Source organism: Anoxybacillus sp. PDR2 (assembly GCF_009834045.1).
GTDB classification, from domain to species: domain Bacteria; phylum Bacillota; class Bacilli; order Bacillales; family Anoxybacillaceae; genus Anoxybacteroides; species Anoxybacteroides rupiense.
The window spans coordinates 1540926-1564418 of record NZ_CP047158.1; the positions used below are offsets into that span (position 1 = coordinate 1540926).

At 40.1% G+C, this 23493-nt stretch carries 17 protein-coding genes; all 17 read left to right on the forward strand.

The window, feature by feature from the left end; translation table 11 throughout:
- Positions 1 to 947: 947 nt before the first annotated feature.
- The 17 genes from GRQ40_RS07495 (at position 948) to opp4A (ending at position 23309) form a co-directional block, all read left to right on the forward strand.
- Positions 948 to 1934, forward strand: coding sequence for a sugar-binding protein (locus GRQ40_RS07495; RefSeq protein WP_066147441.1), 987 nt, complete (start codon positions 948 to 950; stop codon positions 1932 to 1934).
- Positions 1931 to 3382 carry a sensor histidine kinase gene (locus GRQ40_RS07500; RefSeq protein WP_066147442.1) on the forward strand — a complete coding sequence of 484 codons (1452 nt, stop codon included), beginning with the start codon at positions 1931 to 1933 and terminating at the stop codon, positions 3380 to 3382. The genes GRQ40_RS07495 and GRQ40_RS07500 overlap by 4 nt, the downstream gene beginning before the upstream one ends.
- The gene (locus GRQ40_RS07505; protein WP_066147444.1) at positions 3360 to 4604 is read left to right on the forward strand and encodes a response regulator; all 1245 of its coding nucleotides are present in this window, start codon (positions 3360 to 3362) and stop codon (positions 4602 to 4604) included. The genes GRQ40_RS07500 and GRQ40_RS07505 overlap by 23 nt, the downstream gene beginning before the upstream one ends.
- A gap of 183 nt (positions 4605 to 4787) precedes the next feature.
- Positions 4788 to 5867 carry a D-xylose ABC transporter substrate-binding protein gene (xylF, locus tag GRQ40_RS07510; RefSeq protein ID WP_066147446.1) on the forward strand — a complete coding sequence of 360 codons (1080 nt, stop codon included), beginning with the start codon at positions 4788 to 4790 and terminating at the stop codon, positions 5865 to 5867.
- 78 nt (positions 5868 to 5945) lie between these two features.
- On the forward strand, positions 5946 to 7454 hold the full coding sequence (locus tag GRQ40_RS07515) for a xylose ABC transporter ATP-binding protein (protein WP_066147448.1): 1509 nt from the start codon (positions 5946 to 5948) through the stop codon (positions 7452 to 7454).
- Position 7455: 1 nt separating this feature from the next.
- Positions 7456 to 8640, forward strand: a complete 1185-nt coding sequence (locus GRQ40_RS07520) for a sugar ABC transporter permease (RefSeq protein ID WP_044745246.1) — start codon at positions 7456 to 7458, stop codon at positions 8638 to 8640.
- A gap of 821 nt (positions 8641 to 9461) precedes the next feature.
- Positions 9462 to 10100, forward strand: a complete 639-nt coding sequence (locus tag GRQ40_RS07525; protein WP_159719642.1) for a hypothetical protein — start codon at positions 9462 to 9464, stop codon at positions 10098 to 10100.
- Positions 10101 to 10563: 463 nt separating this feature from the next.
- Positions 10564 to 12669 (forward strand): methyl-accepting chemotaxis protein, encoded by a 2106-nt coding sequence (locus GRQ40_RS07530; RefSeq protein WP_159719643.1) that lies wholly within the window; start codon positions 10564 to 10566, stop codon positions 12667 to 12669.
- Between the two features lie 440 nt (positions 12670 to 13109).
- Complete coding sequence (locus GRQ40_RS07535; RefSeq protein WP_159719644.1) at positions 13110 to 13928, forward strand: hypothetical protein; 819 nt, start codon at positions 13110 to 13112, stop codon at positions 13926 to 13928.
- 134 nt (positions 13929 to 14062) lie between these two features.
- Entirely contained in the window at positions 14063 to 14296 is a 234-nt protein-coding gene (locus GRQ40_RS18960) for a DUF5316 family protein (RefSeq protein WP_370514200.1), read from the forward strand.
- Between the two features lie 798 nt (positions 14297 to 15094).
- Positions 15095 to 15298 carry a hypothetical protein gene (locus GRQ40_RS07545; RefSeq protein ID WP_159719646.1) on the forward strand — a complete coding sequence of 68 codons (204 nt, stop codon included), beginning with the start codon at positions 15095 to 15097 and terminating at the stop codon, positions 15296 to 15298.
- Positions 15299 to 15485: 187 nt separating this feature from the next.
- Positions 15486 to 17285: an IS1182 family transposase gene (locus tag GRQ40_RS07550; RefSeq protein ID WP_370514201.1), complete on the forward strand. Its 1800-nt coding sequence runs from the start codon at positions 15486 to 15488 to the stop codon at positions 17283 to 17285.
- A 372-nt stretch (positions 17286 to 17657) separates the two neighbouring features.
- Positions 17658 to 18680, forward strand: coding sequence for an ABC transporter ATP-binding protein (locus GRQ40_RS07555; RefSeq protein ID WP_159719647.1), 1023 nt, complete (start codon positions 17658 to 17660; stop codon positions 18678 to 18680).
- Positions 18667 to 19593 (forward strand): ABC transporter ATP-binding protein, encoded by a 927-nt coding sequence (locus GRQ40_RS07560; protein ID WP_159719648.1) that lies wholly within the window; start codon positions 18667 to 18669, stop codon positions 19591 to 19593. The genes GRQ40_RS07555 and GRQ40_RS07560 overlap by 14 nt, the downstream gene beginning before the upstream one ends.
- Positions 19594 to 19609: 16 nt before the next feature.
- Complete coding sequence (gene opp4B, locus GRQ40_RS07565; RefSeq protein ID WP_159719649.1) at positions 19610 to 20578, forward strand: oligopeptide ABC transporter permease; 969 nt, start codon at positions 19610 to 19612, stop codon at positions 20576 to 20578.
- A 19-nt stretch (positions 20579 to 20597) separates the two neighbouring features.
- Positions 20598 to 21506, forward strand: a complete 909-nt coding sequence (locus GRQ40_RS07570; RefSeq protein ID WP_159719650.1) for an ABC transporter permease — start codon at positions 20598 to 20600, stop codon at positions 21504 to 21506.
- Between the two features lie 15 nt (positions 21507 to 21521).
- Positions 21522 to 23309 carry an oligopeptide ABC transporter substrate-binding protein gene (gene opp4A, locus GRQ40_RS07575; RefSeq protein WP_159719651.1) on the forward strand — a complete coding sequence of 596 codons (1788 nt, stop codon included), beginning with the start codon at positions 21522 to 21524 and terminating at the stop codon, positions 23307 to 23309.
- Positions 23310 to 23493 lie beyond the last annotated feature (184 nt).

The following is a 23493-nucleotide window of genomic DNA, read 5'->3' on the forward strand; positions in this document are numbered from 1 at the left end:
AGAGTTTCCCCAGTCCCCGTTAGTTTATGTACACCTGAGAGGTCGATTTTTCAGCGAGCCTAGAGATGACGTGACATAAGACAAAATGATAGAAATGCAACTGAAAGATGGAATAGTCACTGGAAAATCGACGATCTGAGGGCAAGTTGGTGTGGACTTGCCTTCGGTACGCGAATGAGATAAAGGTCGCAGCTGAACAATACCGCCTTAAGACCTATTAACAGGCTGTGAATCGATTCGTTCCCCGATTGTATAATGGCCGGAAAACAATATACCCTTTATATTAAGTCCTTCATATAAGCTGCTTTTAGACTCATTCTTTTGTCTGCAAAACGTTCAGCGATTCGGAAAATGGATAACTAAAATGAATAAGCCTCCATCCCTTCAATCCCCAAGCAGAACAAATGATGGCTTGAGGATATGTCCATGCATATGAGTATGCGGAAATGAAAGGAAGGACTCTGCTATACTGCACGTGTCAATGCTTCAACAGCGAACAGAGAAGCGAGGACCAGACCGTTTTCATCGAGAAGAATGGAGAGCCTTTTGCTTTTGAGCGATAGCAATTGAGCCAATTCCATGTCGTAAATGCCGAAAAAACAATTTGCTAGATTGGAAAAAAGGCTAGACATCATGCCGTTTAGCCTATTTCAAATCGCATCTAATTACATATTACCATGTTTTTTTTCGGTTTTGTCGAAAAATAAAGAAGGAAAACGCTTAAAATCAAAAAATTCAGTTATATGAATAAAAATTTAAGATGAAACGAGTTAGCTCCGAAAAAGAAAGGAACACAAACCTCATATAACAACTAACAATATCAAATCAAACTATGTTCTAAATAATCAATTTATAACTTCCATCCATGTCAACAAAAGTGAATCAAATCCTATTTTTTTGCTTGTAACCGCTTTCGAAACGGATTATAGTAAAATTGGGTGAATAGTATGACAAATAAAAAATGGACGATTAGCTTAGCCGTTTTGTTTTTTCTATTTCTCTATGTTTTGATTCAATTTGTGGTTTCGACGCAAAAAATCGAAAAAACGGTTGAGCAATTGCGGCAAACGGTTCATTCTTCACCGGCCCTTCCTCATTTCGTTTTGATTTCCCAAGAACTTGATAATTTATATTGGCGAGAGATTGAACGCGGGGCAAAAGAAGCAGCCAAACATTATCATGTCAATGTGGAATATATTGGTCCATTGAGGACCAACATGGATGAACAAATGAAACTGTTAGAAAAAGCGATTGCGTCCCGCGTTGACGGCATTATTGTCCAAAGCTTAAACGATGTGCGGTTTACCCCGTTAATTAACAAAGCGATGGCACAAGGAATCCCAGTTATTACAATTGATACAGATGCCCCTCTCAGTCGCCGCCTTTCTTATGTCGGCACAAACAATCTTGAAGCGGGAAAGTTGCTTGGTCAAGCAGTGATTTCTAGAGTGAATGGTAAAAAGAAAATTGGGGTCATTATTGGAAGTGATATGTCAGCTAATCAGAACCTTCGTCTGGAAGGCTTTCGCTCAGTCATTGCCCAAAATCCATTATTGTCGATTGCAGCGATCGCTTCCTCCAATATTTCTCGAATCCAAGCCTCGATTCAAACAGAAAAAATGCTGCGAGCGCACCCTGATATCTCGGTAATGGTTGGAACGAGTGCCTTAGATGCTATTGGAATTCTAATGGCGACGAAAAATTTAAACCGCAAAGATGTTCAGATTTTTGGATTTGATAATGTCACAGAAACGCTGCAAGCGATCCGCCAAGGACAAATTGTGGCCACGATTATCCAGCAGCCATATGATATGGGATATTCTGCTGTTGAGTTAATGGTCAAGCATTTATCAGGCCAGCACATTGAAAAAGAGCATTTTACAGCGATAAAAATCGTGGACAAAACAAATGTTCAGCAGGAGGGAACGGAATGAAAATACGCATGAAACTGTTTATTTTTATCCCTCTGCTTGTACTGCTTTTAAATGTGATCGCCTTCTTTATTTTTCAAAGCGGCAAAAAAGTGCAGGAAAGCTATGATGTTATGATGCAGCGCATTTTTTTATATAAACAGGTTTCGTCTGAAATGCAAGAAAATTTGCGTTTTTTAAGTGGTTATATGATTCATCAGGACGAAAAAAACTATCGCCTGCTTGTGAAGCATCGGCAGCGGCTCGAAGATTTGCATCAGCAGCTTAGCCATCGCAAACTGCAGGGAAATGATGCTTTAACTCTAGAAAACTATAAACACATGATAGGAGTGTTTATCGAGTTAGAGGCATCCATTGTGCAGATGATGGTAAACAAACAGCTGTCAGATTATGCAGAACCCTATAATGAAATTGAAAAGGTGTCAACGTTTATTCGCGAGGATAGCCAGGCGCTTGTTGATTTAGAATTAAGCGCCTATCAGCCTGTTTATAAGCAGATGTTAATCAATATTGGCAAAATGAATGAGCTTGGCAGAATATTATTTGTTTTAACAACGCTTTTAAGCATCGTTTTTGCCATCTGGTTATCGCGAACAATCGTGATTCCAATTTATCGGCTCGTCTTTGCCGCCAAGCAAATTTCGGCTGGAAAGCTGGATGCGCATATTCCGCAAATGGATGGGAACGACGAAATCGGACTTCTAGGGCAAACCTTCCAGCAAATGATGGAAAATTTGCGTACGTTAATCTCGAAAAATATGGAAATATTAGAAAAAGAAAAGCTGGTCCGAGAATTAGAACTGAAGGCTCTGCAAAGCCAAATTAATCCGCATTTCTTATTCAATACATTGAATGTGATTTCCAAGCTCGCTTATATCGAAGGGGCAGAGCAAACGAGCGAACTAACCATCTCCACTTCGAATTTATTGCGTTACAATCTGCGCAAGCTTGATGAGCCTGTTACATTGCGAGACGAGGTGGCTCATGCTAAAGAATATTTTGCGATTCAAAAAGCGAGATTTCGCGACCGAATTATGTTTCAGCTCGACATTGCTGAAGAATGTCTTGGACAAGTCATCCCTTGCTTGACGCTGCAGCCGCTTTTGGAAAATGCCTTTGTTCATGGCATTGAAGGAATGGAGGCTGGTGCAGTGATTCGCTTATCTGTTCGTCAGAAGCGAGATCGCATCCATGTTGTCATAAGTGACAATGGAACCGGGATGGAAGAAGAAGTTCGCCAAGCGATTTTGCAATCGTCATCTTATTCATTTTCTAAAAAGGGACATTCGACGGGGCTTGGAATGGCTAACGTTTTGCGCAGACTTCGATTATTTTATGGCACAGAAGACATTGTCGATATTTGTAGCGCGCCCAATAAAGGCACATCCATTATTTTGATGTTGCCAAAACGAGAAGGGGGAGAGAAGGATGTACAAGCTGCTAATCGCTGATGATGAGCCACTTGAAAGGGAGGGACTGCAATTAATGATTGAACGGCTGCTGCCCCATCAATTTGTTATTTTTCATGCTGAGCATGGGCGCAGTGCCATTCAACAAGTGGAACAGCACAAGCCTGATATTGTATTTATGGATATTAAAATGCCGGGAATTCATGGACTGGAGGCCATTGCCGAAATTCGCAAAACACACGCGATGATGAAAATCGTGATCGTCACCGCCTATGATTATTTTGCATACGCAAAAGAAGCAATTTCGCTGGGGGTTAGCGAATATTTACTGAAGCCGGTCAAAAAAGAGCAAATTGTTTCGGTGCTCAAAAAATTGACAGCGGAAATTGACGCTGAAAGAAAAGCGCGCGAAGCGGAGCTTGATACAAAAGAAAAGCTGGCAAAGCTATATGCTCTCAGCGAGTCCACCTTTACTCTTTTTTTGATGGGGCATATTGCCGATTTTGATGAAAAACAAATGATTCCAATGGAAATAGAGTCTGGTTTTGCTTTAGCTGTTCAATTAGAATCGATGCCTGAACGCCCTGAAGCGCTGGAAGCCATGAAACACCATGTTCAAGGGGTGGGGCATTGCTTATGCAGCCCGCTTATAGACCGTCAATTTTCTATTTTTTTCAAATCTGATGATCATTGGGAGGGAAAAACCGTTTCGTTTGCGCAAAAACTCATGAAACAGCTTGAAAAAATACTGCAAATAAGAATCAAAATAGGAATTGGCACCATTCAAAAAGGGATCATAGGTTTGAAGCAATCGTATCAAGAAGCCGCCGCCGCTCTTTATTATTTGCCGGTGTTTGGACGGGTTCAGCATATTGCTGATGTACCGTTGACTGCAAGCTCAGAGGAATGGAAGCCGCTGGCAGTAGACAAACAGCAATCGGTAATCGAACAGGTAGAAGAATTTTTGCAGGAAAATTACGATCGGGACCTTTCGCTTGAAGAGGTGGCACAATCAGTCCATTTGACTCCGCATTATTTCAGCAAGCTGTTTAAAAAACAAACCGGCCAAACCTTTAGCGACTATGTGACAGGATTGCGGATTGAAAAAGCGAAGCAGCTTTTGCGTGACGCAAGCTTGAATATAAAAGAAATATGTTATGATGTCGGCTATAAAGATCCAAACTATTTTAGCCGCGTCTTTAAAAAAATAACGAATATGACTCCAAAGCAATATCGGGAGCACATTGACAGACGATCATCATAGATTGTCTGTATTTTTTTGTCCCATGACAAAAAAATGCTATCCATTTCGCAAATCACGGAAGTAAAGTATGGTATTTGTGCGATGATCGGACAAAGAAATGAAGAATGCTAGAAGAAAACGCTTTCTTTGATCATGCTATGATTAATTTGAAAATTAGGGAAACTTTTAAAGGGGGAATACAGAGTGAAATGGTGGAAACAGGCGGCAAAAGGGGCAGCGGTGTTTGTGCTGGCATCCGCGCTCACGGCATGCGGCGTCGTTTCATCGGGAAATGAAACCGCTGACAATGCAAAGAAAAAAGATGATAAGATTGTGATCGGCTTTTCGCTCGATACACTGAAAGAAGAACGGTGGCAGCACGATAAAGAAATGTTTGAAGCAAAAGCGAAAGAGCTTGGTGCAGAGGTAAAAACGCTTGCGGCCAACAGCGACGATGCAGCCCAGCTAAGCCAAGCTGAACAGCTGATTTCCGAAGGCGTCGATGTTCTTGTGGTAGTGCCGCATAACGCAGAAGCATCCGCTGCGATTGTAGAAAAAGCGCATAAAGAAGGAATTAAAGTGATTTCGTATGACCGGTTAATTAAAAATTCGGATGTCGACTACTATATCTCTTTTGATAATGTGCGTGTTGGCGAAATGCAAGCAAAAGCGATTGTGGAAAAAGCGCCAAAAGGAAATTATGTATACATCGGCGGTGCAGATACAGACAACAATGCTCATTTATTCCGCGAAGGGGCGATGAATGTATTAAAACCACTGGCGGAAAAAGGAGATATCAAGATTGTCTACGATCAGTTCTCTAAAGATTGGAAGCCTGAAGAAGCTCTCAAAAATATGGAAAATGCGTTGACAGCAAACAACAATAATATTCAAGCCGTTATTGCGGCGAACGATGGAACAGCCGGTGGTGCGATTCAAGCTCTCGCTGCTCAAGGGCTGGCAGGAAAAGTACCAGTTTCCGGTCAGGATGCAGAACTGGCAGCGCTTCAGCGTATCGTAGAAGGAACACAAACCATGACGGTATACAAACCAATTAAAGAAATTGCGACAAAAGCGGCGGAAATGGCAGTAGCGGTTGCAAAAGGGGAAAAAATTGACACGAACCAAACCGTTTCTAATGGTAAAATTGATGTTCCATCTGTGCTGTTAGATCCAATTGCAGTCACAAAAGATAATATTGTGGAGACGGTCATTAAAGATGGATATCAAAAGCTTGAAGATGTATTTAAAAATGTTCCAAAGGATCAATGGCCGAAGCAATAAAGCCGCAGAGGAGGGGAATTGGCTTATAGGGCCAGCCCCTTCTTTTTAAAGGAGATTGATAGCACGGGAGTGAGGCATATGTATGCGTTAGAAATGATGGACATTACCAAAGAATTTCCCGGCGTAAAAGCGCTTGATCGTGTCAGCTTTAAAGTGAAAAAAGGAGAGATTCATGCTCTTTGTGGTGAAAATGGTGCGGGTAAATCCACCTTAATGAAAGTATTGAGCGGGCTTTATCCAGTTGGAACATATTCCGGAACCATCCGCATTGATGGCCAGGAAGTTATGTTTCGCCATATTGTTGATGCTGAGAACGCAGGAATTGCTATTATCCATCAAGAGCTTGCCCTTGTCAAAGAAATGACCGTCGGTGAAAATCTGTTTCTTGGACGTGAACCTAAAAAATTTGGCATAGTCCAATGGGATGAACTGTATTATGAAGCGGAAAAATGGCTGAAAAAGGTAGGTTTAGACATTGCGCCGCAAACCAAAATGCAGTCATTAGGGATTGGCCAGCAACAGTTGGTCGAAATTGCCAAAGCGCTGGCCAAGCAAGCGAAAATTTTGATTTTAGATGAGCCGACAGCGGCGCTTACAGAAAGCGAAGTCGAAATTTTGTTAGGCATTTTGGAACAGTTGCGGAGTCAAGGGGTCGCTTGCATTTATATTTCTCATAAAATGCCGGAAGTGTTTCGCTTAGCCGATTCGATTACCGTTTTGCGCGATGGCAAATCCATCGCCACATTATCTAGAACAAAAACGAATGAGGATCAAATCGTTTCATTAATGGTTGGCCGTGAATTGACGGAGCGTTATCCATATATGAAACGGAATCCCCAAGAAGTGGTATTAGAAGTTAAACATTATTCAGTTTGGCATAAAGACAAGCCAATGAAAGTCAATCACGATATTGATTTATCCGTAAGGAAAGGGGAAATTGTCGGTATTGCAGGGCTGATGGGAGCCGGTCGTACAGAACTGGCAATGAGTTTATTTGGCGCTTATGAAGGAAAAGTAGAAGGAGAAGTATGGATTGAAGGAAAGAAAGTGCGCATCCGTACTGTGCAGGATGCGATTCGTGAAGGGATCGCGCTTGTTACCGAGGATCGAAAACGTCTCGGACTTGTGCTCGGGATGGATGTCAAAGCTAATACAACTCTTGCAAGCTTAAAAAATATGAGTAAATTCGGCGTCATTAATCAAAATGAAGAATTAAAGTGGAGCCAAAATTATGTCCAGGAGCTTAGAACAAAAACCGCTTCATTGGAAACACCAGTCGGAACGCTGTCAGGAGGAAACCAGCAAAAGGTCGTTTTGGCGAAATGGCTGATGGCTAAACCGAAGATCTTGATTTTGGATGAACCGACGCGGGGGATTGATGTTGGAGCTAAATATGAAATTTATCATTTAATGAACAAGCTTGCTGAGGAAGGTGTAGCCATTATCATGATTTCATCAGAGCTCCCGGAAATCCTGGGAATGAGCGATCGTATTCTCGTTATGCGCGAAGGCCGGATCGTTAAGCAGTTTACTCACGAGGAAGCAACGCAAGAAAATATTATGATGGCAGCGACAGGAGGGAAATAGTATGGAAGCAAAAACGGTCATCCATAACGAACATACAGTGGAAAAGAAACGGGATCCGATATGGGGGAAAATAGACATTCGCGCCTATACGATGATTGGCGCGTTAGTGGTGATTTGGATTTTTTTTGGCTTTTTAAATGATACGTTTTTAAGTGCGCGAAATCTTTCTAACTTATTTACGCAAATGTCTGTTACTGCCATTTTAGCGATTGGTATGGTATTTGTCATTGTGGCGGGACATATTGATCTTTCCGTTGGTTCCATTGTCGGTTTAACAGGAGGACTTGCCGCTATTTTGAGCAACTGGATGGGCATGCCCACAAGTGTCGTCATTTTAGGTACACTCGTAGCCGGTGCGTTGATTGGAATGCTGCAAGGATGGCTCGTTGCCTACCGAGCGATTCCAGCCTTTATTGTAACACTGGGTGGAATGATGGTGTTTCGTGGTGTGCTCATGGGAATTACGAAATCGACGACTGTTCCTATTTCAGACGCTAATTTTATTGCGTTAGGGAGCGCTTATTTCACCAATGGCTTTGGAGTCGTTTTAGCAGTGGTGGCGATTGCAGCTCTTGTGATTTCAACGATACAAAAACGGCGGTCGCGGCAGCGTTACGGTTTTTCTGTAGCTCCCCTCTCTCTTGAAATGGCAAAAGTAATGGCGATCAGTGCCCTTATTGTAGCATTTGTATTCACAATGAACAGCTATAAAGGTATTCCGTTTCCGATTATCTTTGTTATTGGCTTGGCGCTTATTTTTTCGTTTATTGCGAATAAAACAACGTTTGGCCGCCATGTGTACGCGATTGGCGGCAATGCGGAGGCGGCGCGTTTATCCGGAATTCATATTCAACGTCATACGATGATTCTATTTGTTTTTACGGGTTTACTGTCAGCCATTGCTGCTATCGTACTCACTGCTCGTCTTTCATCAGCCACCATTTCAGCAGGGCAAATGTATGAGCTTGACGCCATTGCTGCGTGTGTCATCGGTGGAACCTCGCTTGTTGGTGGATCAGGTACGATCATTGGAGCAATTATTGGGGCGATGGTCATGACCTCGCTTGATAATGGCATGTCGTTATTAGGAATGGAAACATTTTGGCAGTATATAGTGAAAGGAAGCATTCTTGTTCTCGCGGTATGGATTGATATTGCTAGCCGAAAAAAACAGGCTCGTTCATAAAATGAGCCAGATCATCAATCTTCAACACTTGGGAAAAACAAACCTTTTGGTAGAATGGAATGATAAATATCACGTTTTTAGCTTCCCCTCGGCGATCAAAGCGGTTCTCGTGCCCAATAGCCGAGGGGATTATAGTATGTTTATAAAGATGGAACGAACGATGTCTGTAAAAACTCACGGTCGAAACGCAATTGAGCCCCTTCATGGTTCGTAAAGTGGTTTTGCTCGGCTATACAACAATGGAAAAGGATTTTTATTCCATATATGTGTAAATTTACAAATCTCTCTTGTTAGAATAGTTCTGTTAGGGTACAATGTTGATGCATGGAAATATCGTTAAAATAAAACCTATATGAAGCGGTACGAATCTGTGCAAGTGCTTTCTTGGATTTGGATGGGGGCAAGGCTGTAGCGCTCTTTGTTGTAAGAAAAAACGAAAATGAAATGTAAATAAGCTACACAGCTTTTCCAACATATCATTAGTTGTGCAGGTAACGATTGATTGGCTTTGGCAATGGGACGGGGGAATTTTTAACCGGTGGTGCTTGCCATCATGATCGAAAATTCGATTCCCCAATGTTGCTCTTCATGTGAGCAATGCTCCGCTTCTAACCGTGAGTTTTGACAGATACCGTTCATTACGAGGGTCATCAGTAAATCTATTTTTTCTAGCACTACGAGAATTTTTATTAGGAGAAAACAGGTGTGTTGATGATCCAATAAAAATTAATGGATATTGCTTGATGCCTAGCGATATCATTCTGTATTTTTAGTAAAAAATGGATCATCAACACTTGTGATGAGAAACGGAGAGACATAAGATGAATAAAAAGCAATTATTTGGCTTTACTGCATTATCTCTATTATTTATTGTCGGAATAATCTATCTTTTATCTCGCTTACATCAAAATGAGCAGGAAGATATTGATCTAGCTAAGCTCTCACAAGAATTAGATAGGAAAGGCTATCATATTGGAGTTATTTCGTATAGCCCCAAAAATAAAGAAATGATCGTACAATTATCAAATAAAGAGCCTAATCTGTCCCATACAAAAGAAGCTATAAAAAATTACATCAAAAATGAGTTGGAAGATCACAATGTATCCATTCAAGTGAAAATAATCGATGTTGAACAAGCAGAAAGGGAAAGAAAATGGATGTCCGTCGTATCGAAAATTGATAAGAAATTAAAAAGAGAAAGTAACAAATATATAGGCATTGCCATTGGCTTTAATCCCCAATCCATTACATACATTCTAAAATCCTCTTATTCTGAGTCCGATTTTGCTGAGAAAGAAATAAAAGATTGGATGGAGTTAACGAATAACGTTATTGTTTCTCAAAATCTACCTTCTCTTCTTAAAAACGATGAAACGTATGAAATTGAAGTAATATCCAAAAACAAAGAGGTTTTGCAAAATAAACGATACAACCATAACGTAGAATCATATGATGATTAACGGTTTTTAATTTAACAAAACAGGGAAACCCTTTGAGGGTTCCCTGTGATTTTTATTTAACCTACCTACCGAGAAGTCTCTCACACTTAACGTTCTTATAAGTATGAGATTCCTCTTTTCCTTTTTTTGCAAATTTCTTAAATATAACGGTTTGAAAAGCCTCCCTTAAGCACGTCCTGATCATTTTCCTCTGTCATACGGAAAGATGGCAGAGAGAGTATGGGACAATTGACGCTTACAGACAAATTCATTTGTTAGTACGGGAGTTGTTCAGTCGCTCGACCGGCGAATTTGCATCTATGAATTTAGAAATAAAAAATGTGATAAAGCTATGCGGCCAGTGAGAAAAAAGCCCTAGATTTCGTTCAAATAATCTTTTTCATTTTGTTGTTTTTTTGATAAAATAAAAACTAATCATAATTTTCTAAATAATATTTTTTCAGGCAAGGAGTGACGGACGAAGATGCATCTATTTCAGCCAGGAGCGCAATTGTTAAACCGATTAAAATTTGGAAAAAAATTTATGCTCTTATTTATTGTTTTTATTTTTTCGCTTGCAACGATTGGAATATTTTACATTCGTGAACTAGAAACGAAATCGAATTTTATAGAAAAAGAAAAGATTGGCCTGTTGTATGTCCAAGACTTTTTAACCGGGCTAAGAGCGCTCCAAGACCACCGCGAGCATACCACCCTTTACCTATCCGGGGATCAATCAAGCGAACAAAGCATTCAAGCCGATGAAAACAAGCTGGATCAAGTTTTTAAGAGAATACAGGCTATGCAAAAAACATATGAGGATGTATTCAAAGTAGACAAGCAATGGAAGGAAATTTATGAATCCTGGGAACAAATGAAAAAAGGGTGGACATCCTATACAATGGACGAAACGGTTTCGCGCCATAACATTATGATTAATAATTTTATAGATATGATGATGAATGTGACAGACCGTTCTAATTTAGCGTTGGATGATGATATTGATAATAACTATCTTGCCGATGTCATCGTTGAAAAAATTCCTACTTTAACGGAGCTCATTAGCTCGGCGCAGGCACTTGGGGTGAAAATGTCGCTCAGCACGCAAATATATGAGATCGATCAATCGAAAATGACTTATTTTTTAAATGCCATTGATAATTCGTTAAATGCGCTGAACCGCTCTGCTTCGCTGATGTTTGCTAATCATAAAGCGTTGCAGAATCAGTTTGACCAACATAAAGACATGGCTATGACCGAAGTCATCAGCATGTCAGGAATGATGGATAAGGATTTTTTAATGGTTGGACAAGTGTCTATTCAACCGAAGGAAATATATGAAAAGACAAGCAAGGCGAATGAGCGGCTATATGAGTTATCCACATTCAGCGTCAAACTCTTGGAAGATCGAATTCATGAACGCTCTCAATCGGTAAATATGAATAAATGGCTGACTATTTCCGTCATGTTAGCTGCATCGATTATTATGATTTATCTGTTTATCGCTTTTTATTTTTCTGTTCGTTATCATATTTCAGCAACAGAGATGGCGATTAAACAGGCGGCTACTGGAGATTTGACAGGACGAATGAATATTCGAACAAACGATGAGTTTTCTCATATCGCCCATTCGTTTAATGAATTAGTCGATTCATTTCGTTCGATCATTTCTGTCAACCAGCAAATGACCGAAGAGGTATCTGCTGCATCAGAAGAATTGACAGCCATTACCGAGGAGACGGCACAAGCGGCAGGACAAGTGGCGACAACGATTGAAAATGTTGCTGTGGGTGCTGAACAGCAATTGAAATATGCGGAACAAAATACGCACTCGATTCATGAGCTTTTACGCGATACGCACTTTATCGCGGATCGGGCAAAGCAAGTAGCAACTTCTTCATTTGAAATGACAAACGAGGCAAAGAGCGGAAGTGAATCCGTTCGGCAAATGATGCAGCAAATGTCCAGCGTCAACGAACTAGTCTCGCAATCTTCGCGGTTCATTCAAACACTTTATGAGCGTTCAAATAATATTGGACAGATGACACAAATGATCACAGCTATTGCTGAGCAAACGAATTTGCTGGCCCTCAATGCAGCGATTGAAGCGGCGCGTGCTGGAGAGCAGGGAAGAGGCTTTGCTGTCGTGGCCGAGGAAGTTCGCAAGCTCGCTGAACAGTCCTCGCAATCGGCTAAGCAAATTCATGAACTGCTGAGTGAGATTCAGGATGATACGTCCCAATCGATGAAAGCTATGGAACATGTGCTGCGAGAAGCGGAAAAAGGAGTAGAAGTAGCCAATCGCACAGGAACCATTTTTGAAAAGATTTTATCCTCAACCGATGCTGTGACTGAACAAATTAACGGGGTGTCTGCCAAGCTTTCCATGATGGAGTCATCACTGCAGCAGCTCTCAGAAACGATTCAAGAGACGGAGCATATTTCTAAAGAATCCGGACAGCAAACACAAATGGTGGCAGCCGCGGCCGAACAGCTTCTCGCTTCCATGCAGGAAATCTCCTCATCGGTCCAGTCGCTGAATAGCAAAGCACAAGACTTATTTGAAACCATTGAGCGGTTTCATCTATAACCTGTTCCCCCTTTCGATCACGAAAGGGGGATTGTTGCTTTATTTATATCATTAAAAATGAAACGAATTCCACGTTCAGAAGAATCTTAGTGACTGATCTTTTTGGGGATGCATCTGCGTGAACAAGGTTGGAGCAACGCTACTTTCAGCTCTATTTTTGATTAGAGGTGTGGTTTAGTCATCCGGCTTATGAACGGAAAGAACAACGAAAAACATTTATAGATACCTGAAGAGCCGCTTGTATCTATATCGAAGCTCGCTTTTATGGAAGACGTCATCTTTTAACATGTTGAGAAATAAACAGGGATTTAGGTGCAATGAAATAGATTATATTTAGATATATTGAGAAATTAAGGAGTATTTACTAAAAAATATTTAATTTTTTATATTAGATGCTAAAATATTACTTGTAAATATTTGTATAGGGAGTGAAATTGATAATGAAAAGGTTAGTATCAACCATATTATCAGTCGGCTTAGCAGTTTCTGGCCTTCTAGCAACAGATACTCATGCGGCTACGGAACAGTTCAAAGAGAAAAAGTATAGAGTTGTAGAGAAAAATAAGGAAGTCACAGATTTAAATATTCTCTTTGAAAATGCTAAAAGAGGGAAAAGTGATTTAAACGAAAAACAACTTCAGAAATTAGCAAGTAAAGCTGAGTTAAAAGCTGACGATAAGGAACCTAATTCTTTAAATCTTAATGTGGAAACTTTTGAAACTTCCCAGTTATTAGAGACAAGGGAATATGAGGATGGGAGTGTTGAAAAAGATTACGCTATCACTACTTTCGCTATAGCAAATGAACCGACCAATACATTATCTACTGTTAGTGATGAAGGTGGGAGTCAGAATAGATATAAATGGGATAGTACCTTAGGCGTTAAAGCTTATTCCACAGTGTACTATAGCATAGTGTCAGATCCTCGAGGTTCAAAGCATTGGGATATAACAAGTGTTTCTGGTGGATGGCAAATTGAGGATAATACATACATCTTGTCAGGTATGAAAGTGGTTATTGGTCAAAATGGCTGGTCCTATTGGGGAGGAATAGTAACAGCTCAGAGTGTTACTAAATATCCTTCTAGTCGTACTTATTCATATACGGCACCAAGCTCTTGGGTTCCTGTAGTAGCTAGTGGTTCGTTCACGCCAACGGGTTCCGGTGTTGGTATGAATTCAACTGTAACAATCAAACGTGACTCGGCACACAATACTAGTTCTTGGACTTTAAGTCTTACGAATAATCTAGGAAGTTAAACAATATTATGGTAAAATAGAGGCACATTGTGCCTCTATTTACGTTATATTTCATGAAAAAAAGGAGCAAATAGGACATGCTAAAATCATTTGTATCTGGGGTAATTTTAACTTTAGGGATCTTTTTGTTCACAATGGTAGGAAATTCCTTAGAAAACATAAAAATATATCTTTTTATAATCTCTGGTATTTTAATCCTATCGTCAATAGTAATATCAGGATTTTCGGTAAGTGGAGATAGGATGAGGGCAAACCAAGCATACGAAGACGATTCAGACAAAAAATGGAGAATGAAATGGACAATCAATTTGATGATTGTTTCCATACCAAGCATACTAACTCTAATATTTTTACATTTCTTTTTTTAATCGCGTTGTACAGAGAGTAAGTCATAATCAGATTTTTACTCCTTGATGCATCTTGTTCTCTATAAATAAATTAATACGTTATTCAATCTGTATGCTATTCTTCGAAACAACTAAGCGTTTTCGGAAATTGGTTATCAATGAGTTATGATTTTTAGCATTTAGTTTGAGGGATGATAGTATGTATTTTATATACAGGAACACTATCTTATAGGTAGCATTTCCTTTTGTTTGGTTACTTGTGACATTTCTTTTTAGAACGTCGCTTTTTGTGTTCTTTGTACAATTTGTACAGTGTGTGAATCATGAAGCAAAAACTTAAAATTGTACAAAATTTAGCGATAATGTAAGAATTTTATTTTTATTATTGCTTCAAAAAAATTCTAAATAAAAGGATTTTGTTCTACAATCGTTCTTTCCCTGTAAAAAATAATCTCGCTAAGTTGGTACTATCCTTATTTTTGTATAGGTTTACACTACGATTGTAGCATGATGCACTTTCTTGATAAAATACGCTATTTTTTTACCAAAAGGTTTGATGGAGAACATCAGGTCTTTTGGTCTTTTAAAATGCGTTTAATCAAACAGAGAATATCTATCCCCTTTTTCTCCTCCGCGGCTAACGATTCTTGTCAACTGTAAATAAATTCTTTATCAAAGACACCACACCCTCTCGATGCTTCTTCCCCTGTTTTTGCTGCTTTTGTATACTTTTTTGTAAGCTAGGCACTATTTGAAAAGATTTTATCCTCAACCGATGCTGTGACTGAACAAATTAACGGGGTGTCTGCCAAGCTTTCCATGATGGAGTCATCACTGCAGCAGCTCTCAGAAACGATTCAAGAGACGGAGCATATCTCTAAAGAATCCGGACAGCAAACACAAATGGTGGCAGCCGCGGCCGAACAGCTTCTCGCTTCCATGCAGGAAATCTCCTCATCGGTCCAGTCGCTGAATAGCAAAGCACAAGACTTATTTGAAACCATTGAGCGGTTTCATCTATAATCTGTTGGGGCTGTCCAAAAAGTCAGGGTAACTGACTTTTTGAAGCCCCTCTCATTTTTTTCATTTTTTAAAAAAGTACACAAAAAAATCGTCCTATCCTGTAAAATGAAGGTACCAGCACAACATTCCAGAAAGGACGATTTTTATGAGCAATCAAATGATTACTACTGAAAATTATAACACGCAAATGACACTTTTTCCAGAGACAGAGGAAAAAAAGCCCTCTAAAAGACCATTAGCCCCTACTTTTAAACCCTATGACAATCGTCAAACTCAAGTGATTTTTGATATTGAAGCCCTTATACCAGAACATCACGTCGCACGAGTAGTGGACGAAATGGTGGAATCTGTACCAGATGAGCTATTGTTTTCTCATTATAAAGGTGGTGGCAGAAGTTCCTATCATCCCAAAATGATGCTGAAAATCATTCTGTATAGTTATTCCCAAAAGGTTTATTCCTGCCGTGGAATCGAAAAACTCATAAAAGAAAATCTTCCTGCCATATGGTTAGCTGCGATGCAACAACCCGATTTCCGCACGATCAATGAGTTCCGCGGAGAACGGATGAAAGCCTTGATGGATGAGTTATTTGAAGCCATGATTCTAAAATTGATTGAAGAAAAGTACATCACAATGGAAAACTACTTTTTGGATGGCACCAAGATGGAAGCCAACGCCAATAAGTATTCTTTCGTGTGGAAAAAATCAACAGAGAAATGGGAAGCAACATTAAAAGAAAAAATTCAAGAAACACTTGAGTACATTCATGAATTGACACCATTAGAAGCTGGAACGGGAGAAAAGGAAACCGAACAACGTGAAGAGATCACCGAACATCATTTAGAGACAGTCGCTAAGGAGATAGAAGAAAAAGTTGAAACGCTAACAGAGGAAATAGAAAAGGAACCAGAGACAAAGATTCGTAAGGAAAAGCGCCAAGAATGCAGGAAATGGAAAAAACCTTTAAAGCTGATTCGGGAAAATTTCTTACCACGACTAGCTACATACAAGGAACAGAACGAAATCTTTGGCGACCGTAACAGTTATTCCAAAACAGACAAAGACGCAACCTTCATGCGCATGAAAGAAGATCATATGAAAAACGGTCAGCTCAAGCCAGGGTATAACGTGCAAATAGGGACAGAGAATCAGTTTACCTTGTTTTATACGATTCACCAACGACCTACAGACACGCGTTGTTTGATCCCACATTTGGAGAAACTGGCGGCTACTTCTTTACCGATGCCCAAAACCGTCATCGCGGATGCAGGATATGGCAGTGAAGAAAACTATGTATATGCGATTGGTGATGAGAAAGAGCCTCGATTGGATTTTCTCATTCCTTATGGATCCTATGTACGAGAACAGACACGCAAAGACAAAAAGGATATCAAAAACGCGAAAAACTGGACCTATTGTGAGCAAGATGATGGTTTTATTTGCCCGAATGGAAGAAAAGTAACGTTTAAAAAATATCAAAACCAAAAGAATCCATCTGGTTATGAACAAAGCTTCAAAATATACGAATGTGAAGATTGTACAGATTGCCCATTAAAAGCGAAATGCACGAAGGCGAAGGGCAATCGTCAAGTTCACTGGAATACCGTCTTCGAAGAAATGAAAGCGAAGGCAAAAACAGCCCTTGAATGTGAAGAGAAAGCCGCCATCTACGCTCGGCGCAAAGTCGAAGTAGAAAGTGTGTTCGGTCACATCAAGGGCAATCGGTCGTTCCGCAGATTTTCTTTGCGGGGCCTCGACAAGGTACATGTCGAGTTTGGGATTGTGGCGTTAGCCCACAACATACTGAAAGTAGCAGGTATCCGCCAGCTACTTTCGAAGAAAAATCGAAAAAATACAAAAGCAAGTGGAGAAAAACGGCTCGTTTTTCTCCACTTGTTTCATTTTAGGGACTTATCAGACAGCCCCATTGTTGCTTTATTTACATCATTAAAAATGAAACGAATTCCACGTTCAGAAGAATCTTAGTGACTGATCTTTTTTGGGGATGCATCTGCGTGAACAAGGTTGGAGCAACGCTACTTTCAGCTCTATTTTTGATTAGAGGTGTGGTTTAGTCATCCGGCTTATGAACGGAAAGAACGACGAAAAACATTTACAGATGCCTAGAGAGCCGCTTGTATCTATATCGAAGCTCGCTTTTATGGAAGACGTCATCTTTTAACATGTTGAGAAATAAACAGGGATTTAGGTGCAATGAAATAGATTATATTTAGATATATTGAGAAATTAAGGAATATTCACTAAAAAATATTTGATTTTTTATATTAATGTAATAATATATCAATAAAAATATTCAGAAAAAAACAACTTTTCAATCTCTGTTATGGAGGTGATGATGTGTCTAACCAGCCAGTTTTACAAATTGAAAACTTACGAGTCTCATTTCGGGTTCATGATACCTATTATGCTGCAGTTGATGGGGTATCGCTGAATGTTCACAAAAATGAGGTGCTTGCTGTTGTGGGCGAGTCAGGCTGTGGCAAAAGTGCATTGGCTCTATCCATTATGGGGTTGCATCCGCCTGCAAAAACGAAATTAGAAGGAAAGATTCTGTTTCATGGAACCGATTTGTTATCATTATCTGTCCATGAACTAAATAAAATTCGCGGAAAGGATATTGGGATGATTTTTCAAGATCCGCTTACCGCTCTCAATCCGCTCATGACGGTAGGAAGACAAATTGAAGAAGGAATGGATTTTCATCTGTCTCTTTCTTCGCTAGAAAAAAGAGGCCGTACGATAGAGTTGTTAGAACGTGTTGGCATTCCTAATCCAAATCAAGTATATCATCGGTACCCGCATGAGCTGTCGGGGGGAATGAGACAGAGAATTGTCATTGCGATGGCGATTGCTTGTCACCCTTCATTAATTATTGCGGATGAGCCGACAACAGCATTAGATGTCACAATTCAGTCACAGATTATGGATCTATTACGAGAACTCCAGCAGCAGATGAATACAGGCATTATTTTAATTACGCATGATTTAGGAGTGGTGGCGGAAATGGCGGATCGTGTAGCGGTGATGTATGCAGGTGAAATTGTTGAAATGGCGGATGTTTATACGCTATTTGATCGTCCTTTGCACCCATATACACGTTCATTGCTCCAGTCCATCCCATCTGCCCAACATCCAAAAGAAAGGCTTCATGTCATCCAAGGCATTGTTCCACCGCTTCAAAAATTGCCAAGAACGGGATGCCGATTTCGCTCAAGAATTGGATGGATCGATGAATCAGAGCATGAAGAGCAGCCGATTTTGCGAGAAGTGGAGCCGGGGCATTTTGTACGTTGCATTTGCTATAAAAACTTTCACTTTCCATATGACCATATAGGGGACATGAAATATGGAATTTCTTAAAGTCAATCATTTAAAAGTATATTATCCGATTCGTAGTGGTTTTTTGCGCAGAGTAGTCGGCCATGTAAAAGCGGTCGATGATATAAGCTTTCAATTGAACCGAGGAGAGACATACGGATTGGTCGGTGAATCGGGATGTGGCAAAACGACAACAGGGCGAACGTTAATTGGCTTAATCAAAGCAACAGCGGGGGAGATTTTACTAGAGGGCAAGGATCTTACAAAACTGAATCGCCGTGAACGGTCATATCATCGCAAAGACATTCAAATGATTTTTCAGGATCCATATTCATCGCTTAACCCTAAAAAACGAGTTCTTGATATTATTGCCGAACCGATACGCAATTTTGAAAAGTTATCTCCTCAGGAGGAAAAGCGAAAAGTCCAGTATCTAATCGAGAGGGTAGGCCTTCATCCGGATTCTATCTATAAATATCCGCATGAGTTTTCTGGAGGACAGCGGCAACGCATTGGCATTGCGCGCGCTTTAACGCTTCATCCCAAACTGATTATTGCAGATGAACCTGTGTCAGCTTTAGATGTGTCTGTACAAGCTCAAGTGTTAAATTTTATGAAAGACATTCAAACAGAATTCCAGCTGACATATTTGTTTATTAGTCATGATTTAGGGATTATCCGTCATATGTGTGACCGTATCGGGATTATGTATAGAGGACAATTTGTTGAAGAAGGCGCAAGCCAGGAGATATTCAACAATCCGCAGCATATTTACACAAAACGGCTGATTTCGGCGATTCCTAATGTCGATCCTCGAAAAAAACAAGAACAAATAAAGCTTCGCCAGCACGTTGACAAAGAGTATAAGCTTTCTTGGCAGCGTTATTTTAATGCGGAAGGGAAGGCTTATCCGTTAAAACGCATCTCAGACACACATTCTGTTGCTATTTTGTGAGAGAGGAAGTCGAAACATGCTGAAGTTTATATTGCGACGAATCGTGATGATGATTCCTCAATTATTGATTTTGAGTATTCTTGTTTTTGCATTAGCTAAAGCAATGCCAGGTGATGCGCTTACTGGACAGTTGGCTAAATCTCCAAAGATGGATGCCAATACATTAATGGAAATGCGGGAAAAGCTCGGATTAAATGATCCTGTTCATATTCAATACGTAAGATGGGTGAAAAATCTTTTGCATGGAGATCTTGGTCTTTCGTATATTCATCAACAGCCCGTAACAGATCTTCTATCCGGCAGATTGGCCAATACTCTTTTATTATCCGCGTGCGTTCTATTGCTTACCTATCTTATTGCCATACCATTAGGATTGGTTTCCGGACGTTGGCAAGATTCTTGGGCGGACAAGCTCATTGTTGGTTATAGCTATGTTAGTTTTGCTACACCATTATTTATTTTTGCCTTAGTTATGCTGTTTGTATTTGGATTTAAACTAGGGTGGTTTCCAACGGGAGGAAGTGTCGATATTCAAGTAGAGAAGGGGACATTGGACTATTATATCAATAAATTTTATCATCTCCTTCTGCCGTCTTTGTCCGGTGCTCTTATTGGCACGGTTGGTATTATTCAATATTTGCGAAGTGAGATTATCGACACGAAGGTTAAAGATTTTGTGAAAACAGCGCGAGCCAAAGGAATACCGGAATCGAAAATTTACTCTCATCATATTTTACGCAATTCATTTTTACCGATTGCCGCTTTTTTAGGGTATGAAATTACGGGGCTTATTGGCGGTTCCATATTTTTAGAATCTATTTATAGCTATCCGGGGCTAGGACAGCTGTTCCTTCAATCCATTATGCAGCGCGATTATAGCGTAGTTACAGCACTTGTCATGATTTCAGGTTTGGCGACATTAATAGGAACTTTGTTATCCGACATCATTTTAAGTGCTGTAGATCCGCGCATTAGAATTGAATAGTACAGATGGAGGAACGATTATGAGAGCAAATGTGAATGATTCTCAGCAAATAGCGAAGGATGTTAGCCAAAGTCCTTCAAGCCTCTTCATATTATGGCGTGAAATGATAAAAGATAAGCTAGCGCTTATTTCTCTCGTTGTTCTTTCGTGCATTCTTCTTATTGTCTATGGATCTGCGCTTTTTTTAGATCAAGACAAAATTGTGAAAGTGGATCTACTGTCTATCTACGCGCCGCCTTCTGCGGAACATTGGTTAGGCACCGATTATGGAGGACGAGATATTTTGGGCCAATTGATTATTGGCGCCCGAAATTCCTTTACAATTGGTTTGCTCATTACGCTTCTGACCGGCTTCATTGGCCTTGCCATAGGATTAATTGCTGGGTACTATGGCGGGATCATTGACAATGTGATTATGCGTATCATTGATTTTATTTTGGTTTTGCCTTTTTTAATGCTTGTCATCGTTTTTGTAGCGATTGTACCAAAGTATAATGTTTTTACATTTATTTTAATCATGAGCGCTTTTTTGTGGACTGGGAAAGCGCGGTTGATTAGAGCTAAAACATTGGCTGAAAGGGAGCTGGATTATGTCAGTGCTTCAAAAACACTCGGCACTCCGGATTGGAAAATTATGATACGCGAAATCTTGCCCAATTTAAGTTCGATCATCATTGTGAATTTAACGCTAAATCTCGCTGGGAATATTGGCATCGAATCCGGATTGAGCTACTTAGGATTTGGGCTGCCCGAAAGCACACCGAGCCTTGGCACACTAGTAAGCTATGCGACAAATCCGGATGTTTTACAAAATAAATGGTGGGTATGGCTTCCGGCATCATTGCTAATCTTAGTGATCATGCTGTGCATAAATTTTATTGGTCAAGCATTAAAAAGAGCAGCTGACGCGAGACAGCGGCTAGGATAAAGGGGGAAATAAACATTGAAAAAAAGGTATGGGAAGCTTTTAAGCTTGTTAGTCGGTTTTTCGATTTTGCTAGCGGCTTGCACAAACAGCACAACAAGCAGCGATGGAAAGAATAGCAAAAACACGCAGACAACGCAAAAAGAAACGATCGGAAACTTCCCGATGGCGGTCAAAAACGATGGCAAGATTGTTGACGGGGTGTTGACGTATGGGCTTGTTTACGATACGCCTTTTGAAGGAACGCTGAATTATGCATTTTATCAAGGCCAGCCAGATGTGGAAATTTTACATTTTTTTGATGAGTCACTGTTCCATGTAAACGGGGATTATGAAATTACGAATGACGGTGCCGCAACGTATGAGCTTTCTGATGATAAAAAAACGATCACGATTAAAATTAAAGACAATGTCAACTGGCATGATGGAGAACCTGTTAAAGCAGAAGATTTAGAGTATGCCTATTTAGTCATTGGCCATAAGGATTATACAGGTGTCCGCTACGGAGACGCACTCATTCAGGACATTGTTGGCATGGATGAATATCATGCGGGAAAAGCAGCGAATATTTCTGGAATTAAAGTGATCGATAACAAAACATTATCCATCACATATAAGCATGCAAACCCGTCCATCTTAACAGGCATTTGGGCATATCCATTGCCCAAGCATTATTTAAAAGATATTCCAATCAAACAAATGGCGCAATCCGATAAAATCCGCAAAAACCCGATCGGTTTCGGGCCATTCAAAGTGAAAAAGATCGTTCCGGGTGAGTCGGTTGAACTTGTACGCAATGATGATTATTACGGCGGAAAGCCGAACTTAAAAGGCGTTATCGTTAAAGTGGTCAATCCAAAAGTTGTGTTGCAGGCATTAAAAAAAGGAGAAATCGATGTTGCGCAATTTCCAACTGATCAATATGTCAGCGCAAAAGGAACAAAAAATATTCAATTCGTTGGCAACATTGAGTTAGCCTATAATTATATTGGATTTAAGCTGGGGCATTGGGATGCAGAAAAACAAGAAAATGTCATGGATAATCCGAAATTCCAAAATAAAAAGCTGCGCCAAGCAATGGCGTACGCCATTGACAATCAGGCGGTTGCCGACAAACTATATCATGGGCTCCGCTTCCCGGCCACTACACTCATTCCGCCATCATTTCCAGGCTATCATGACGAAAATGCAAAAGGATATTCATATAATCCTGAGAAAGCGAAAAAACTGTTAGATGAAGCGGGCTATAAAGATAAAGATGGCGATGGTCTTCGCGAAGATCCAGATGGAAAGAAATTTACAATCAATTTCCTTTCAATGAGTGGAGGAGATATTGCGGAACCGCTTGCTAAGTTTTATATCCAATGCTGGAAGGAAGTCGGTTTGGATGTGCAGCTTGTGGATGGCCGTTTAGCAGAGTTTAATTCATTTTACGATATGGTTGAAAAAGACGATCCAAAAGTGGATATCTTTGCAGCGGCATGGGGAACAGGGACCGATGTCGACCCGTACGGGCTATACGGCCGCAATGTTATGTTCAACTATTCTCGGTGGGTGAACGAAAAAAATGATGAATTGCTTGAAAAAGGCCATTCTGAACAAGCCTTCGATAAACAATACCGGAAAGATATTTATAACCAATGGCAAGAATTAATGAATGAAGAAGTGCCGGTGATTCCAACCTTATATCGTTCACAAATATTTGCTGTGAATAATCGCGTGAAAAACTTTACGGCTGATATCGATCCATTCAACTGGAAATGGAAAGAAGTAGGAGTAACAGCGGAAAAACCAGAAACCGAATAAAATAGAACCGCTGAAGGAAAAGGGGGGCCCATAATTTTGTGGGAACGCCCTTTTTCTGTTTGGGTTTTCGGCTTCTGTATGGGTATAAAATGCTGTGGATACGAAGGGGATTTCTATTAAGATTAATATTTTCACCATCATGTCATACATATGAAAATAAGAAAATAGCTCAAGCCGATTTTTA

Excerpts from the sequence above, each read along its gene's own strand:
- GRQ40_RS07495 (WP_066147441.1), top strand. The coding sequence starts at position 948 with ATGACAAATAAAAAATGGACGATTAGCTTAGCCGTTTTGTTTTTTCTA.
- GRQ40_RS07500 (WP_066147442.1), top strand. The coding sequence starts at position 1,931 with ATGAAAATACGCATGAAACTGTTTATTTTTATCCCTCTGCTTGTACTG.
- GRQ40_RS07505 (WP_066147444.1), top strand. The coding sequence starts at position 3,360 with ATGTACAAGCTGCTAATCGCTGATGATGAGCCACTTGAAAGGGAGGGA.
- GRQ40_RS07515 (WP_066147448.1), top strand. The coding sequence starts at position 5,946 with ATGTATGCGTTAGAAATGATGGACATTACCAAAGAATTTCCCGGCGTA.
- GRQ40_RS07520 (WP_044745246.1), top strand. The coding sequence starts at position 7,456 with ATGGAAGCAAAAACGGTCATCCATAACGAACATACAGTGGAAAAGAAA.
- GRQ40_RS07525 (WP_159719642.1), top strand. The coding sequence starts at position 9,462 with ATGAATAAAAAGCAATTATTTGGCTTTACTGCATTATCTCTATTATTT.
- GRQ40_RS07530 (WP_159719643.1), top strand. The coding sequence starts at position 10,564 with ATGCATCTATTTCAGCCAGGAGCGCAATTGTTAAACCGATTAAAATTT.
- GRQ40_RS07535 (WP_159719644.1), top strand. The coding sequence starts at position 13,110 with ATGAAAAGGTTAGTATCAACCATATTATCAGTCGGCTTAGCAGTTTCT.
- GRQ40_RS18960 (WP_370514200.1), top strand. The coding sequence starts at position 14,063 with ATGGTAGGAAATTCCTTAGAAAACATAAAAATATATCTTTTTATAATC.
- GRQ40_RS07545 (WP_159719646.1), top strand. The coding sequence starts at position 15,095 with ATGATGGAGTCATCACTGCAGCAGCTCTCAGAAACGATTCAAGAGACG.
- GRQ40_RS07550 (WP_370514201.1), top strand. The coding sequence starts at position 15,486 with ATGACACTTTTTCCAGAGACAGAGGAAAAAAAGCCCTCTAAAAGACCA.
- GRQ40_RS07560 (WP_159719648.1), top strand. The coding sequence starts at position 18,667 with ATGGAATTTCTTAAAGTCAATCATTTAAAAGTATATTATCCGATTCGT.
- opp4B (WP_159719649.1), top strand. The coding sequence starts at position 19,610 with ATGCTGAAGTTTATATTGCGACGAATCGTGATGATGATTCCTCAATTA.
- GRQ40_RS07570 (WP_159719650.1), top strand. The coding sequence starts at position 20,598 with ATGAGAGCAAATGTGAATGATTCTCAGCAAATAGCGAAGGATGTTAGC.